This window comes from Stenotrophomonas sp. YJH_SMC_119 (assembly GCF_059368315.1).
The window spans coordinates 236,663-250,193 of sequence record NZ_JCAFRP010000004.1; the positions used below are offsets into that span (position 1 = coordinate 236,663).

Consider the following 13,531-nt stretch of genomic DNA (forward strand, 5'->3'; position numbering starts at 1 on the left):
GATGAGCGGAGAGAATTCGGTAGCGCCCGGCCATGCCCGGCGAGACCCCGCGTACATCGGCGTGCTGCCCGAAATCGCGGCACGCGCCGAGGCGGCCATCGCGATCCGCCATGACCTGCACCGGCATCCGGAGCTGGCCTTCGAGGAGCACCGCACCAGCGCCCGTGTGGCCGAGCTGCTGCAACAGTGGGGCTATGAGGTCACCACCGGGCTCGGTGGCACCGGTGTTGTCGGCACGCTGCAACGCGGGCAGGGCGGCCGTCGTCTCGGCCTGCGCGCCGACATCGATGCACTGCCGATCCACGAGGACTCGGGGCTGGCCTACGCCAGCCAGAACGAAGGGCTGATGCATGCCTGTGGACACGATGGGCACACCGCCATCCTGCTGTCCGCCGCGCATTACCTGGCCCATCACGGCAATATCGACGGCACCCTGCAGCTGGTGTTCCAGCCGGCCGAGGAGACCGGTTCGGGCGCGTCGAAGATGATTGCCGACGGCCTGTTCGAGCGCTTCCCGGTGGACGCGATCTATGGCCTGCACAACTGGCCGGGCGTGCCGGTGGGCCACTTCGGCTTTGTCGATGGCCCGGCGATGGCGTCGGTGGACTGGGCACGGCTGAAGGTGATCGGAAAGGGTGGCCACGGTGCCGAGCCGCAGGGCAGCGTGGATCCGATCCTGGCCGCCGCGCACATCATCACTGCGCTGCAGAGCGTGGTGTCGCGCAATGTCGATCCGCGGCAGATGGGCGTGGTCACCGTCGGCTCGATCCACGGCGGCCAGGCCGCCAATGTGATTCCGGACGTGGTCGAGCTGAAACTGACCGTGCGCGCCTACCTGCCCGAGGTGCGCGACACCCTGCGGCGCCGGGTCACCGGGATTGCCGAGCAGACCGCTGCCGCGTTCGGTGCGCGCGCCGAGATCGAGTTCCCGCGCGGTTTCCCCAGCGTGATCAACCACCCGCAGCAGACTGCCTACATCCGCGAGGTGGCGCTGCAGGGCTTCGGCAGTGAACACGTAGTGCCCGAATTCGCGCCGCGCACCGCCAGCGAGGATTTCGCCTTCCTGCTGCAGGCGCGGCCGGGCAGTTTCGTGTTCGTCGGCAACGGCGACAGCGCGCCGCTGCACAGCCCGCGCTACGTGTTCAACGACGCCGCAATCGCACCCGCCGCCAGCCTGTGGGCACGGCTGGCCGAAGACTATCTGGTGAAGGACGTGGCATGAGCAGCAACGAACGCTTCTTCTACACCTCGGTGGATGATCCGCTGGCACGGCCTCTGTTCGATGGCCTGGAACAGGAGTACGACAGCCGCTACGCCGACGTGCGCCGACGCATCGGCGGCAGCGCCCGCGAGGAGCTGCAGCGCTACCCGGCGCAGGCCTTTGCGGCCCCGGTCGGTGCCTTCGTGCTGCTGCTGCGCGACGGGGTGGCGATCTCCGGCGGCGCGTTCATGCCGCACCGCGATCCGGATACCGCCGAGTTCAAGCGGATCTGGACGTTGCCCGGGCTGCGTCGCCAGGGCATCGCGCGGCGCGTGCTGCAGGAGCTGGAAGACCAGGCGGCGCGGCAAGGATACCGGCGGGTGTTCCTGACCACCGGCTTCCGCCAGCCTGAAGCGGTTGGCCTGTACCTCAGCCATGGTTACACCGCGCTGTTCGATCTGGATGCGGATCCCGAAACCATTGCGCACCTGCCGTTCGAAAAGCACCTGCGGGCAGCGACGCCCGTCATCGTGCCTGCGCAGACCCAGCTGCAAGGAGCCCACGCGTGAGCACGCCTTCGACCGCGCTGGATGGCATTGCAACCCGGCCCGCGCCAGCGCCCGCGTTGAAGATCGTGCCGGCCCGGCATCCGCTGCAGGTGTTCGGCACAGTACTGGCACTGGCGCTGATCCTGATCGGGCTGCAGTCCGTACTGGGTAATCCGCGCTGGGGCTGGGGCACCTTCGCTGAGTGGTTCTTCGCACGCCCGGTGCTCGAGGGCCTGGGCCGCACGCTGCTGCTGACCGCGCTCGGTACCGGTCTCGGTTTCGCACTGGGCACCTTGCTTGCGCTGGCCCGCGTCTCTGGTTCGCCGCTGCTGTCGGCGGTGTCGTGGGGCTACGTGTGGTTGTTCCGCTCGATCCCGCTGCTGGTGCTGTTGCTGCTGCTGAACAACCTGGGCTACCTGTACAGCACCATCGAGCTGGGCGTGCCGTTCACCGGCATCAGCCTGTTCTCGTACCCGACCACGCAGCTGATCGGTGTGTTCACCGCCGCGGTGCTGGGCCTGACCCTGAACCAGGCGGCGTTCTCGGCCGAGGTGATCCGCGGTGGCATCCTCTCGGTCGACCATGGCCAGTACGAGGCGGCAGCGGCACTTGGACTGCCGCGTGGCCGCCAGGTGCGCCGCATCATCCTGCCGCAGGCAATGCGTTCGATCCTGCCGGCCGCGTTCAACGATGTGATCGGCCTGGCCAAGAGCACCTCGGTGGTCTACGTGCTGGCGCTGCCGGAGCTGTTCTACACCGTGCAGGTGATCTACCGCCGCAATCTGGAAGTGGTGCCATTGCTGATGGTGGCCACGGTCTGGTACCTGGTGATCCTGACCGTGTTGTCGCTGCTGCAGCGGCGCGTGGAGCAACGCTTCGCGCGCGGCCAACTGCAGCGCGAGCGCTCGGTGTCGCGGGTGTCGTCACCGGTGCGGACATCCAGTGATGCCGCACCGCGCGTGGCCAACCGCCCGCGCATCGCCACCCAGGTTGAAGCGGGCGAGGGCGCTGCGGTGTCGCTGCATGGTGTGGGCAAGGTGTTCGGCGAGCAGCCGGTGCTGGAAGACGTGAACCTGGACCTGCGCGCTGGAAGCGTGACGGTTCTGATCGGCCCGTCCGGCGCCGGCAAATCCACGCTGCTGCGGCTGATCAACCACTTGGAGCGTGCCGACAGCGGCTATGTGACCGTGGGCGGCCAGCTGATCGGCTACCGCCGCGAGGGTGACACCTTGTACGAACTGCCCGAGCGTGAGATCCGCCGCCGTCGTGCGGAAGTGGGCATGGTGTTCCAGGGCTTCAACCTGTTCCCGCACCTGACCGCGCTGGAGAACATCATCGAAGCGCCGATCGCAGTACGCGGTGTGCCGCGCGCGCAGGCCGAGCAGCAGGCGCGCACGCTGCTGGAGCGGGTCGGCCTGGCCGACAAGGCCGATGCGTTCCCGCGCCAGCTGTCCGGTGGCCAGCAGCAGCGCATCGCGATCGCCCGCGCGCTGGCGCTGCAGCCGAAGGTGCTGCTGTTCGACGAACCCACGTCGGCGCTGGATCCGGAACTGGTGGCCGAGGTGCTGAGCGTGATCGAAGAACTGGCCCGTTCGGGTACCACGCTGGTGATCGTCACCCATGAGCTGAGCTTCGCCCGCCGCGTGGCCGACCACGTGGTGATGATGGACCAGGGCCGGGTGATCGAGCAGGGCACGCCCGAGGCCCTGTTCGAGCGCCCGCGCCAGCAACGCACCGCCGATTTCCTGGCCAAGACCCTGTAACCCTCAAGGAATGCCATGAGCCCTGCAGCACCCCGTCGCCCCTCACGCAGCACCTTGTTGATCGCAGGCGTGCTGGTCATCGGCATCGCCGGCATCGTCTACTCGCGCGTGCGCCAGGCCCCGGATGCCGGCGCCGTGGCCGCGACCAGCCTGGCCGGCGCGAACACCGCCATCCTGAAGGGCACGCTCGACCCGAAGGCGCAGGCCTTGATTCCGGCTGGCTACCGCTTCGTCACGCCGGGCGCATTCACCGTGGCGACCCACCCGGGGCAGCTGCCGCTGGCCGATTACGGCGCCGACAGCAAGGACGTGGTCGGTATCGAGCCCGACATCGCACGGCTGATCGCCGATGCGTTGGGCCTGAAGCTGGTGATCGTGCCGGTGGCGTGGGCCGACTGGCCGCTGGGGCTGGAATCGGGCAAGTACGATGCGGTGCTGTCGAACGTGACGGTCACCGAGGAGCGAAAGAAGAAGTTCGATTTCTCCAGCTACCGTTACGACCTGCTGGGCATCTACACGCGCACTGATGGGCCGATCCAGAAGATCGAAAAGCCGGCCGACGTTGCCGGGCTGAAGGTGGTGGTCGGTGCCAGCACCAACCAGGACCAGATCCTGCGGCAGTGGGACCAGCAGAACATCGCTGCCGGCTTGAAGCCGGTGGAGTACCAGTACTTCGATGACGCGGTGGTCGGCCGGTTGGCGGTGATCACCGGGCGGGCCGATGTCTCGTTCGAGCCCAATGCCACCGGCGCGTACTCGGCACGCGACGGCAAGGTGCGGCGCGTGGGCCTGTTCCCCGGCGGATGGCCGAACGCTGCGGCGATCTCGGTGACCACCCGCAAGGGCAGCGGCCTGGCTGATGCGGTGACGCAGGCGCTGAACACGCAGATTGCCAGTGGTACCTATGCGCAGGCGCTGAAGCGATGGAACGTGGCCGAGGAAGCCGTGCCGCAGTCGCAGACCAATCCGCCGGGGTTGCCAACGTTGCAATGACACCGGGCGTGGCCCGGGTGACCCCCCGCTTTGTAGAGCCAAGCCTTGCTCGGCTGCTTTACCAGCGCGCCTCCAGCGTTTTGAACGGTTTCGCCAGCCGCACACCCTCGGCATCGAAGTCGGAAACGCTATGCCCATCCACACGCACCGTCTTCGGCATGGTGCGCGCCGGCCACCAGACTTTCACTGCCGTCCCGCTGCGCAACCCCTTGCCCAGCGTGACCGTCAGCGTGCCGTCGCGCTGCCGCGCCTGCATCTGCAACGTGCCATACGCGGTCGGCAGCCGCTCCACCGCCAACCCATCGCCCGCCACCCACGACAGCGGCGTGCCCGGCAGCAATGACAATGCATCATCGTCTTCGCGCATCAGCATGCCGAACAGCGTGCGGCCATACTCGGCACCAATCCAGGTATGCGGCATGTCGCCCAGGTAGCGGGGGAAACGCAGCCGCGAGTGCACGACCTCGGCCAGTACCTGCCACTCAAGCGGGCGCCGATCATGCAGCAGTCCCTGCAGCAGCTCATCGGCAACCTGCGGTTGGCCCAGGTGCACATAGCTCAGCACGTTGCGGATCTCATACGGCGTATAGGCGTACAGCGCTTCGGGCTGGCTGCGCTTGCGCACATCCTCCAGATAACGCGCGAAGGTGGTCCGCAGTGCCTCGGCGGGCAGCACGCTCTGCGCACCGGTGGGGTCCAGTGCGATCGATACGCCGGTTGGATCGCCATCGCCCAGGTCGGCCGAGGAGGGGATGAAGTCGATGCCCTTCCACGCCATCGTCGCCTGGATAGAGGCGTGCAGCGCGCCGTAGAGCAGCTTGTATTGCTCGCGCGCCCAGACAGCAGTCTCGTGGTCGCCCAGTGCCTCGGCCAGCCACGCGCCGTCGTGCCAGCCCTTCAGTCCCCAGTAGTCATCCCAGTAGCTGTGGGTGGGCGAGGGGTAGCCCTCGTGGCTGATCGACGGCGCAATGATGCCCGCGAAGCGTTCCGGTGCCGGCTGGTCGGCCTTGTAGCCGGGCACCAGCGTGCGCTCGCGCAGTTCCTGCAGAAAGCGCAGCGCCGCTTTCACTTTCGGCAGATAGGCGCGCACTGTTTCTGGCCCGCCATCGAGGCGCGCGACATCGGCCACCAGCGTCACGTACTGGCCCTGGCTGTCGTACTCGATGTCCGAACCAAAGCCGGTGTTGACACTGCCATCGTCGTTGAGGATCGGCGAGACCAGGCCGTTGGCATGCACGCCGTGTTCGCTGTACCAGGCCAGGTAGTCGCGCGCGACGCGTGCTTCGCCCATGCGCAGCAGCACCGCCGAGGTGGCCATGCCGTCGCGGATGAAGGAGCGGTTGTAGTTGCGGGGCCCGGGCTGCATGGCCGGGCCGGTCTGGTTGATCAGCATGTAGGCGGCCTGCGCGCGCAGCATGTCGACCAGTGAGGGATCGGGCAGGCGCAGCCCGACCTGGCCCAGCCGTGCCTGCCAGTCCGCAGAGGCCTGCGTGGCCAGGGAATCGAACGCCGTATTGGCATCGCGGGGCAGCGTGGCCAGATCAAGCGCAGGCGCCTCGGGCAGTGCGCCCTTGCTATCGGCGGCGGCAGTACCCAGCGGGAACGCGACCACGATGGCATCGCTGGCGCCCGGTGCCAGTGATACACGGTAGTTGAGCGCGGCGGCGGCAAGACCCTGGTCATCACGCGCCTGTTGCGTGGAGGGCAGCTGGCCGGCAGCCAGGGTCGCGGTGATTTCCGTTGCGCCTTCCCTGCCAAACGGCGCCGCGCCGGACGCAGCCACCGGCGTGAGCGACTGCAGCAGCGTGCGTCCATTGATGCGCACGGCCTGTCCATCGATCGCCACATCGCGGATGGGTGACAGCCCGCCGTTCTGCCACGGTGGATTCATCTGCATCGGGCGCACGACCAGGCTGAGCGTGCCGTCGATCCTGGTGCCGCCGGTGTTGTGCAGGCGATGACGCAGGAAGGTCACCGGCTGGCCATTGCGCTCGATGGCGAACGCTTCACTGCGCAGCTCCAGGCCAGGTTGCGGTGACCAGGTAGCGGAGGGCATCGGCTTCCAGCCGTCCCGCAATGCATGCTGCACGTTCTGCCCGGCCGCACCCGCAGTGCTCCCATCGGCGCTGCGCCAGATCGGCTGCACCAACGGCGCGCCCTTGAAGGCTTCCAGGTTTCCGTACTCGTCGAAGATCGATTTCTGTCGTCCTGCGTGCACGCCGACGGCCGTCCAATAGGTCTGCTGCATCTGCAGTGAGGCTGGGAACAACGGGCGCTCCGCGCCGCTGGCGGCGATCTGATACTGCTTCATCGGTGTCATCACGGCTTTTGGGCCGAGCAGGCGCAGGCGTGCCACCTTTGGTGCAGATCCATCCACGCTCAGGCGGAATGCACGCACGGCCTGTGCGGCATTGGCGGCCAGCCAGCTCTGGCGGTGGCTGGCCGCCTGCGCATCGTGCGCGAGGTCCTGCCACCGGCCCTGTGCATCCTGAACCTGCAATCGGGCAGGGCCGCGGCTGCCATCAGCCCAGTCGACCACCAGACCAGCCGTCGATTGAGCCTGCGGCAGCGTGATCTCTAACGCATGGGATCCATTTGTCCCGGCCGGAATCGGGACGGTGCCGCCGCCTTGCCAGAGCGCTGCTGCCTGCGTTGCATCGATACCGCTGATGCGTGCGCTGAGCGTGCTGTCCAGCGGCTCCATCTCGAAGATCGACACGCCCCAGTCGGAAGTGCGCTGCGGACTGGCCAGCCGCAGATAGCGCGCCTGCCGCGGCGCGAAGTACAGCGTTTCCACATCGCCCAGTGAATCGGCCATCGTGTACGCGGTCTGCCACTGCGTGCCATCCAGTGAGGTCTGTAGCGAATAGCCTTCCGGATTGGAGACATCCCAGGTGAGGCGCGCGCCGGACAGCAGGGTGGGCGCGCCCAGGTCGATCTGGAACCAGTGGCCGGGGCTGAAGGCGCCGCCGGTCACGGTCTTCGGGTCGCCGTCGATCAGGTGGCCGATCGCCATCGCCGGTACCTGTTGCGATGAACTGCTGGCCTGCCATTGGCTGCGCGGGGTGAGGGTCTGTGCCTGTGCGCTGGAGACCAGGGCGGCCAACAGCAGGGCCGCGGCAAGGCGCAACGGGAAAAGCGGGGTGGAGACCTTGGAGCGTTCGGCGCGCAACGTCATTACGGACAGCCTCGCAGGTTCGACCGGAATCGGGCGAGCGCTACGCTAGCAAGGGATGTAATCGGTTACATGACGCACTGCAGCGCCGCTGGACGCTGGCCCCGCCATCACGGGAGGGCTGACGGATGTGGCTCTGGACGTGTAGCGCGGATTGGCTAGGGTCACATCGCAAGTCTTTTAGTTTGGTTGTCATTTGACAACTTACGTGAGCCGTGTGCAGACTATGGAGAACAAGGAATGTCTCGAGCGCGTCATCCAGACAAGGACATCGAAGCGGCGTTGCAGTTCGCGGAGGACCGTGGGTGGAGGCTCCGTATGGCGTGCGGCCATGCGTGGGGCCGGATGTATTGCCCTTACAACGACACCGATTGCCGATGCGGGGAGTTCTGCATCGTGAGCGTCTGGAGCACGCCGCGAAGCGGCAGCCATCATGCAAGGGCCTTGCGGCGTGTGGTCGAGAACTGCAGTCGTGAGCAATGAGATCAGGCTTCGTCAGAAGCGAAGGGGTCAATCATGGAATTCAACTTCACCCTGAAGTACCGCTTGCCGGACACAGGCAATGAAATCGGCGTCCTCGAGCAGCGCCTGGCCGAAGGCGGCTGTGACGACGCGCTTGTGGGCCTTGGGCTGCCGGGACGGCTGGCCCTGGCGTTCTGCCGCGAAGCAGACAGCGCAGGGGCTGCCCTGCGTTCGGCGCTGGACGATGTGCAGCGGGCCGTGCCCGGTGCCGAACTGGTTGAAGTGAGCCCCGATCTGGTGGGGCTCACTGACGTCGCAGACCTGCTCGGAATGTCGCGCCAGAACATGCGGAAGCTCATGCTGGCCAACCCGCAGTCGTTTCCGTCCCCCGTGCATGACGGCTCGACCTCGATCTGGCATCTGGTCGACATTCTCGGTTGGCTGCGAGCGCGCGGCAGCGGGAAAGTCACGACGGAAATGACCGAGCTCGCCGCCGCTGCGCTGCAGATCAATCTGGCCCGGGAAGGGCGCAGGCTTCACCCGAAGACGTAGCAGCGGCCAGAATCGGAGCCCATCGCATTACAGCTCCACCGTCTCCCACCATCGCGTACCCGCCTGCGGCGCCTGCATGTCCAGTGCTTCGCCCATCATCGGCGTGGCCACCGGCACATTCTTTGCGGCCGCCAATGCCGTGATGCGTTCGAACGGCTGCTGCCATGCGTGCAGGGCCAGATCGAAGGTGCCATTGTGGATCGGCAGCAGCCACTTGCCGCGCAGGTCCAGGTGCGCCTGCAGCGTCTGTTCCGGCTGCATGTGCACGAACGCCCAGCGCGGATCGTAGGCACCGGTCTCGATCATGGTCAGGTCGAACGGACCGTATTTTTCGCCGATGGCCTTGAAGCCATCGAAGTAGCCGGTGTCACCGCTGAAGAAAATGCGGAAATCATCGTCCTGGATCACCCATGACGCCCACAGGCTGCGATCACTGTCGCCCAGTCCGCGGCCGGAGAAATGCTGGCCGGGGGTGGCGGTCAGGCGCAGGCCATTGGCCTCGGTCGATTGCCACCAGTCCAGCTGTTCGACCTTGCTGGCGTCCACGCCCCAGGCGATCAGCTGGTCGCCGACGCCGAGCGGTGCAATGAAGCGCGCGGTCTTGCCGGCCAGCTGCATCACCGCTGCGTGGTCGAGGTGGTCGTAGTGGTTGTGCGAGAGGATCACGCCGGCGATCGGCGGCAGATCGTCGATGCTGATCGGCGGCGCATGGAAGCGGGCCGGGCCCATCCACTGCACCGGCGAGGCGCGCTCGGAGAACACCGGGTCGGTCAGCCAGTACTGGCCGCGCAGCTTCAGCAGGATCGTAGAGTGCCCCAGCCGGAACAGGCTGCGGTCCGGCGCGGCGTCCAGTGTGGCGCGGTCCAGCGGCTGCACTGGAATCGGGTGCGCGGGCACGGTGCCCTTGGGTTTGTTGAAGAGGAACGTCCACCAGATCTCCAGGCCGTCGCGCAGGCCCATCGCTGGACGGGGCAGGGCATTGCGGAACTTGCCATCACGGTACTGCGGCGACTCGGGGAAGTCGGGGAGGGACCAGGACTTGCAGAAGGTGTAGGCGGTCACGGCGAGGATTCCAAGCAGGAGGACAAGGAGCAGGCGCTTCATGGGTGACGTCCGCTGAGTACACTGCACAGTGTAGTTTCGGGTTTTCCAAAAGTACACTGCCGAGTGTAAAATGGAAGCATCCGTTCAGTTATCCGGTTCCCGCCATGCCCCGTGCCCCGCAACGCCTGACCGACCGCAAACGCGAAGCCATCGTGCGCGCGGCGGTGGAGGAGTTCCGTGCCGCGGGCTACGAGGCGACCAGCATGGACCGCATTGCCGAGGCGGCCGGGGTCTCCAAGCGCACCGTCTACAACCACTTCCCGAGCAAGGAAGCGCTGTTCTCGATGATCCTGGAGGAGCTGTGGGAGCGCAGCGTGGCCAGCGACGCATTGCCGTACCGCGCCGACCAGCCGCTGCAGGCGCAGTTGCTGCAGTTGCTGGGGCAGAAGCTGGAATTGCTCAGCGATGCCAACTTCATCGACCTGGCGCGGGTGGCGATGGCCGAGATCATCCACTCACCGGAGCGTGCGCAAGCCATCGTCTGCCGCATGGGTGAAAAGGAAAGCGGCGAGAGTGCATGGATCCGCGCGGCCATCGCTGATGGCCGGTTGCGCGAGGTCGATCCGGAATTTGCTGGCCACCAGCTGCACGGGCTGGTGAAGAGCTTTGCGTTCTGGCCCCAAGTGACGATGGGGCAGGCGCCGTTGAACGCACAGGAGCGTGCACGCGTGGCCGAATCGGCGGTGGCGATGTTCCTGGGTTTCTACGCGGTCTAGCTGGCGGCGAAGCGGAGGAACTCGTCGGCCGGCAGCGCCGCCGAGTACAGATAGCCTTGGCCGACATCCACGCCCAGGGCCCGCAGCTTCTGCTCCTGCGCCAGGGTTTCGGTACCTTCGGCCACCACGATTGCGCCGCAGCGGTGCGCAACCTCGACGATGAAGCGCACGATCGACTGCGACTTGGCGTCGGACAGTGTGGCGATCAGCGCCTGTTCGATCTTGACCTCGGCGATGGCCAGCTGCGAGAGCAGGATCAGGGTTGAATAGCCAGCGCCGAAATCATCCAGCGACAGGGTGACCTCTGCCGCCAGCAGCTGTGCGATGTTGGCATCTACCACGTCGCGCTCGACGATCTCGGTCCATTCGACGATCTCCAGGCGCAACATCACGCCAGGCACATCGTGCAGCTGCAGCAGTTCCTGCAGGCGCAGGCCGAAGTCGGGCAGGCGCAGTGACTCGGCCGAAACGTTCACTGCGATCTTCAGTTGCGTGCCATCGCGTCGGCACTGCTGCAGGAAGTGGATGGCCGACTGCAGCGTGGCCCATTCCAGTTCAGCCAGCCGTCCCTGCCGGCGCAGCAGGGAGATCACCCGCATCGGCGCGATCAGCCGGCCCTCGCCGTCGCGCATGCGCAGCAGTGCTTCGGCGCCGACCAGTTGGCGATCCTGCAGGCGATGCTTGGGCTGGTAGCACAGCGGTGCGTCGCCCTGCTGCAGCCAACGTTCGAGAGCGACTTCGATCAGGGCGTCGATCTCGCTGTCGCGCTGGATCGGGTCGTCGAAGAACACGACGCCGGATTCGATCGCACTCAGTGCAACGGTGATCGCACGGAACGGAAGATGTCCTTCGTCGGCATCTACGGGGGGCTTCAATTCGACTACTGCACAGCGGAACAGCGGCCGGAAACCGGGCCAATCGCGGCCGACCTGCTCGGCCAGGTTGCTGGCCAGCTCGGTGATCTGGGGCTGCGTGCGCAGTTCGGACAAGGTCAGGTCGCGCACCAGGATCGCCAGCGCGGCATCGCCGAACTGGTAGATCTCCAGTTGCGTGGCCGGCAGCGAGGGCAGCAGCCGATGTACTTCTTCGGTGCTGTCGCGCTGCCAGATACCGTTGTCCTGCAGCGGACCATAGCGCAGGCGCAGATCGCGCAGGTTGCCCATCTCGGCCACGATCAGGCAGGCCTTGCCGATGCCGTCGTTGTCGCGCCAGTAATGCTGCAGGCGTTCGCCGAGCGCACGCATGTTGGGCAGGCCACTGATCGGATCGATGCGCAGCCAGGCCTGTTCGCGCTGGCGTTGTGCATCGATCTGCGCATCGTTGTAGACCAGTGCGAACACCGCGCCGAGCATCAGCAGTGAGAGTGGCAGTGCCAGCAGGCGCTGGATTGCCAACTCCTCCACGGGTAGCTGATGGGCGCCGATGATTGCTACCCCCAGTGCCAGGCCCAACGCAGTGACGACGATACGAACGCCCCAGGCCTGCAGGATCAGGCGCAGCGAGAGTTCATTGAGCATGCGTGGGTGCAGGCGCCTGCGCAGCCAGACGCCGGCCAGCATCTGCAGCGTGGCCTCGAGGCCGGCAGGCAGGAAATACTGGGTGCCGGCGAACTGGTAGCGGGCCAGCAGGCTGGCGCCCAGGCAGGCCAGGCCACCGCGCCAGCCGCCGAGCAGGCCGCTGACCAGCAGGATGTCGAAACCCAGGTGGAGCTTGACCACGCCCTGGCTGTAGCGGGCCACGAACCAGGAATTGAACAGGTAGATCAGGCCCAGCGCCACGCCCACGTATAGACGGCGGCCTTCAATGGCGTGGCCGGCGCGGCGGGTGGCGATCAGCAGCACGCCGATCATGCCGATGACCGCCGTGGCCTGCAGCAGGTACAGCGGCAGGCTGGGCAGGGCGCTGTCCAGGACCTGGGCCGAGACCCGTGAAAGCGCATCCATAGCAGGTTCCCGCCTGTGACCGACGGCCAGTGACGAGCAGCGTAGTCGCAGCAGCGCGCAGGTTCAATTGCGCTGGCTGCGTTCGGGCAGGAGGTGTTCTGCCATGAAATCCACGAACGCGCGTACACGCGGCTGCTGATGGCGATGGCTTGGCCAGAGGGCCCAGAAGGTGCTTCGCTCAGTGCTCCATGGGTCCAGAACGCTGACGAGCGAACCGCGGTCCAGCGCATCACGCGTGGTGAAGTCGGGCAGGCACGCAATGCCATGGCCATCGATGGCCATGTGCAGGATCGTCTCAAGATGATTGGCGGTCATTGCGGCAGTCAGCCGGGTTTCAGCGCCTCCCTCACGTGCGGGCAGTGGCCAGCGTTCGATCAGGCCGGTGCCGGGAAAGCGATGGAGAAGGCATGCGTGGCCGCTCAGCTCGTCCGGGTGCTGCGGCGTGCCGCGCTGGGCGAAGTACGCAGGGGCGCCCACGCACAGCAGGCGGGTACTGCCGAGGTTGCGGCCGTGCAGCCGGGAGTCGGCGGGGCTGCCTGTGCGGACGACGGCATCGAAGCCTTCCTCGATGACATCGACCAGGCGGTCGCTGAAGTGCAGGTCGAGTTCGATGGCGGGGAAGCGCTGCGCAAACGCCGAAAGCACCGGCAGCATCAGACCGCTGGCGAGTGGAAGACTGACCTTCAGGCGACCGCTGGGCGCGGCGTGGGCATCGGTCAGTTCGCGTTCTGCCGCAGCGACCTCGATCATGATGCGGCGGCAGCGTTCAAGGAACTGCTCGCCTTCGGCAGTCAGGCTGACGCTGCGGGTATTGCGATTCAGCAGGCGGGCGCCCAGGCGCTCTTCCAGCCGGGGCGATGGTCTTGCTTGCGGCCGAAGGGGTGATGCCACGCTGTCGTGCTGCGGCCGCGAAGCTGCGTGCTTCGGCGACCAGAACGAAGAGGCTGAGACCGGCAAAGCTGTCCATGACGTGGCCATTGATGACGTTTGTGTCATTAAAGTATGGAGCGAATGACGGATTCTTACGCAATAGCGTCGTCGATAGCATCAATGCGGTGGCGCTTGGCCACGCTC

10 protein-coding genes and 1 pseudogene are annotated in these 13,531 nt (G+C 66.5%); 6 read left to right on the top strand and 5 right to left on the bottom strand.

Annotated elements, in window-relative coordinates:
• Position 1 precedes the first annotated feature (1 nt).
• Genes AC5P6S_RS08670 through AC5P6S_RS08685 form a run of 4 tightly spaced genes read left to right on the top strand, consistent with a single transcriptional unit; the run spans position 2 to position 4,505 of the window.
• Positions 2-1,222: a M20 aminoacylase family protein gene (locus AC5P6S_RS08670; protein WP_043035038.1), complete on the top strand. Its 1,221-nt coding sequence runs from the start codon at positions 2-4 to the stop codon at positions 1,220-1,222.
• Positions 1,219-1,770, top strand: coding sequence for a GNAT family N-acetyltransferase (locus tag AC5P6S_RS08675; RefSeq protein WP_043035039.1), 552 nt, complete (start codon positions 1,219-1,221; stop codon positions 1,768-1,770). The genes AC5P6S_RS08670 and AC5P6S_RS08675 overlap by 4 nt, the downstream gene beginning before the upstream one ends.
• Positions 1,767-3,512 carry an amino acid ABC transporter permease/ATP-binding protein gene (locus AC5P6S_RS08680; protein ID WP_099497616.1) on the top strand — a complete coding sequence of 582 codons (1,746 nt, stop codon included), beginning with the start codon at positions 1,767-1,769 and terminating at the stop codon, positions 3,510-3,512. Before AC5P6S_RS08675 ends, AC5P6S_RS08680 begins: the two co-directional genes overlap by 4 nt.
• 15 nt (positions 3,513-3,527) lie before the next feature.
• A complete protein-coding gene (locus tag AC5P6S_RS08685; protein WP_024956912.1) occupies positions 3,528-4,505 on the top strand; it encodes an ABC transporter substrate-binding protein in 978 nt (325 codons plus the stop codon).
• Positions 4,506-4,563: 58 nt separating this feature from the next.
• Here the strand turns inward: AC5P6S_RS08685 and AC5P6S_RS08690 are convergent, their stop codons facing one another.
• Entirely contained in the window at positions 4,564-7,683 is a 3,120-nt protein-coding gene (locus AC5P6S_RS08690; protein ID WP_099497617.1) for a discoidin domain-containing protein, read from the bottom strand.
• Between the two features lie 513 nt (positions 7,684-8,196).
• Between AC5P6S_RS08690 and AC5P6S_RS08695 the strand changes: the two genes are divergently transcribed.
• Positions 8,197-8,694 carry a helix-turn-helix transcriptional regulator gene (locus AC5P6S_RS08695; protein ID WP_012479990.1) on the top strand — a complete coding sequence of 166 codons (498 nt, stop codon included), beginning with the start codon at positions 8,197-8,199 and terminating at the stop codon, positions 8,692-8,694.
• 27 nt (positions 8,695-8,721) lie between these two features.
• Here AC5P6S_RS08695 and AC5P6S_RS08700 read toward each other — a convergent pair whose 3' ends face one another.
• Complete coding sequence (locus AC5P6S_RS08700) at positions 8,722-9,798, bottom strand: MBL fold metallo-hydrolase (protein WP_059034253.1); 1,077 nt, start codon at positions 9,796-9,798, stop codon at positions 8,722-8,724.
• Between the two features lie 104 nt (positions 9,799-9,902).
• On the opposite strand from AC5P6S_RS08700, the gene AC5P6S_RS08705 reads away from it, so the two are divergent.
• Entirely contained in the window at positions 9,903-10,514 is a 612-nt protein-coding gene (locus AC5P6S_RS08705) for a TetR/AcrR family transcriptional regulator (protein WP_005413131.1), read from the top strand.
• Here AC5P6S_RS08705 and AC5P6S_RS08710 read toward each other — a convergent pair.
• The 3 genes and pseudogenes from AC5P6S_RS08710 to AC5P6S_RS08720 form a co-directional block, all read right to left on the bottom strand.
• A complete protein-coding gene (locus AC5P6S_RS08710; protein WP_483723778.1) occupies positions 10,511-12,457 on the bottom strand; it encodes an EAL domain-containing protein in 1,947 nt (648 codons plus the stop codon). The two genes, AC5P6S_RS08705 and AC5P6S_RS08710, sit on opposite strands and share 4 nt — an antisense overlap.
• 63 nt (positions 12,458-12,520) lie before the next feature.
• Positions 12,521-13,348, bottom strand: a complete 828-nt coding sequence (locus AC5P6S_RS08715; RefSeq protein ID WP_495204560.1) for a LysR substrate-binding domain-containing protein — start codon at positions 13,346-13,348, stop codon at positions 12,521-12,523.
• A gap of 7 nt (positions 13,349-13,355) precedes the next feature.
• Positions 13,356-13,505 (bottom strand): annotated as a pseudogene (locus tag AC5P6S_RS08720) (hypothetical protein); the annotation flags it as partial.
• Positions 13,506-13,531 lie beyond the last annotated feature (26 nt).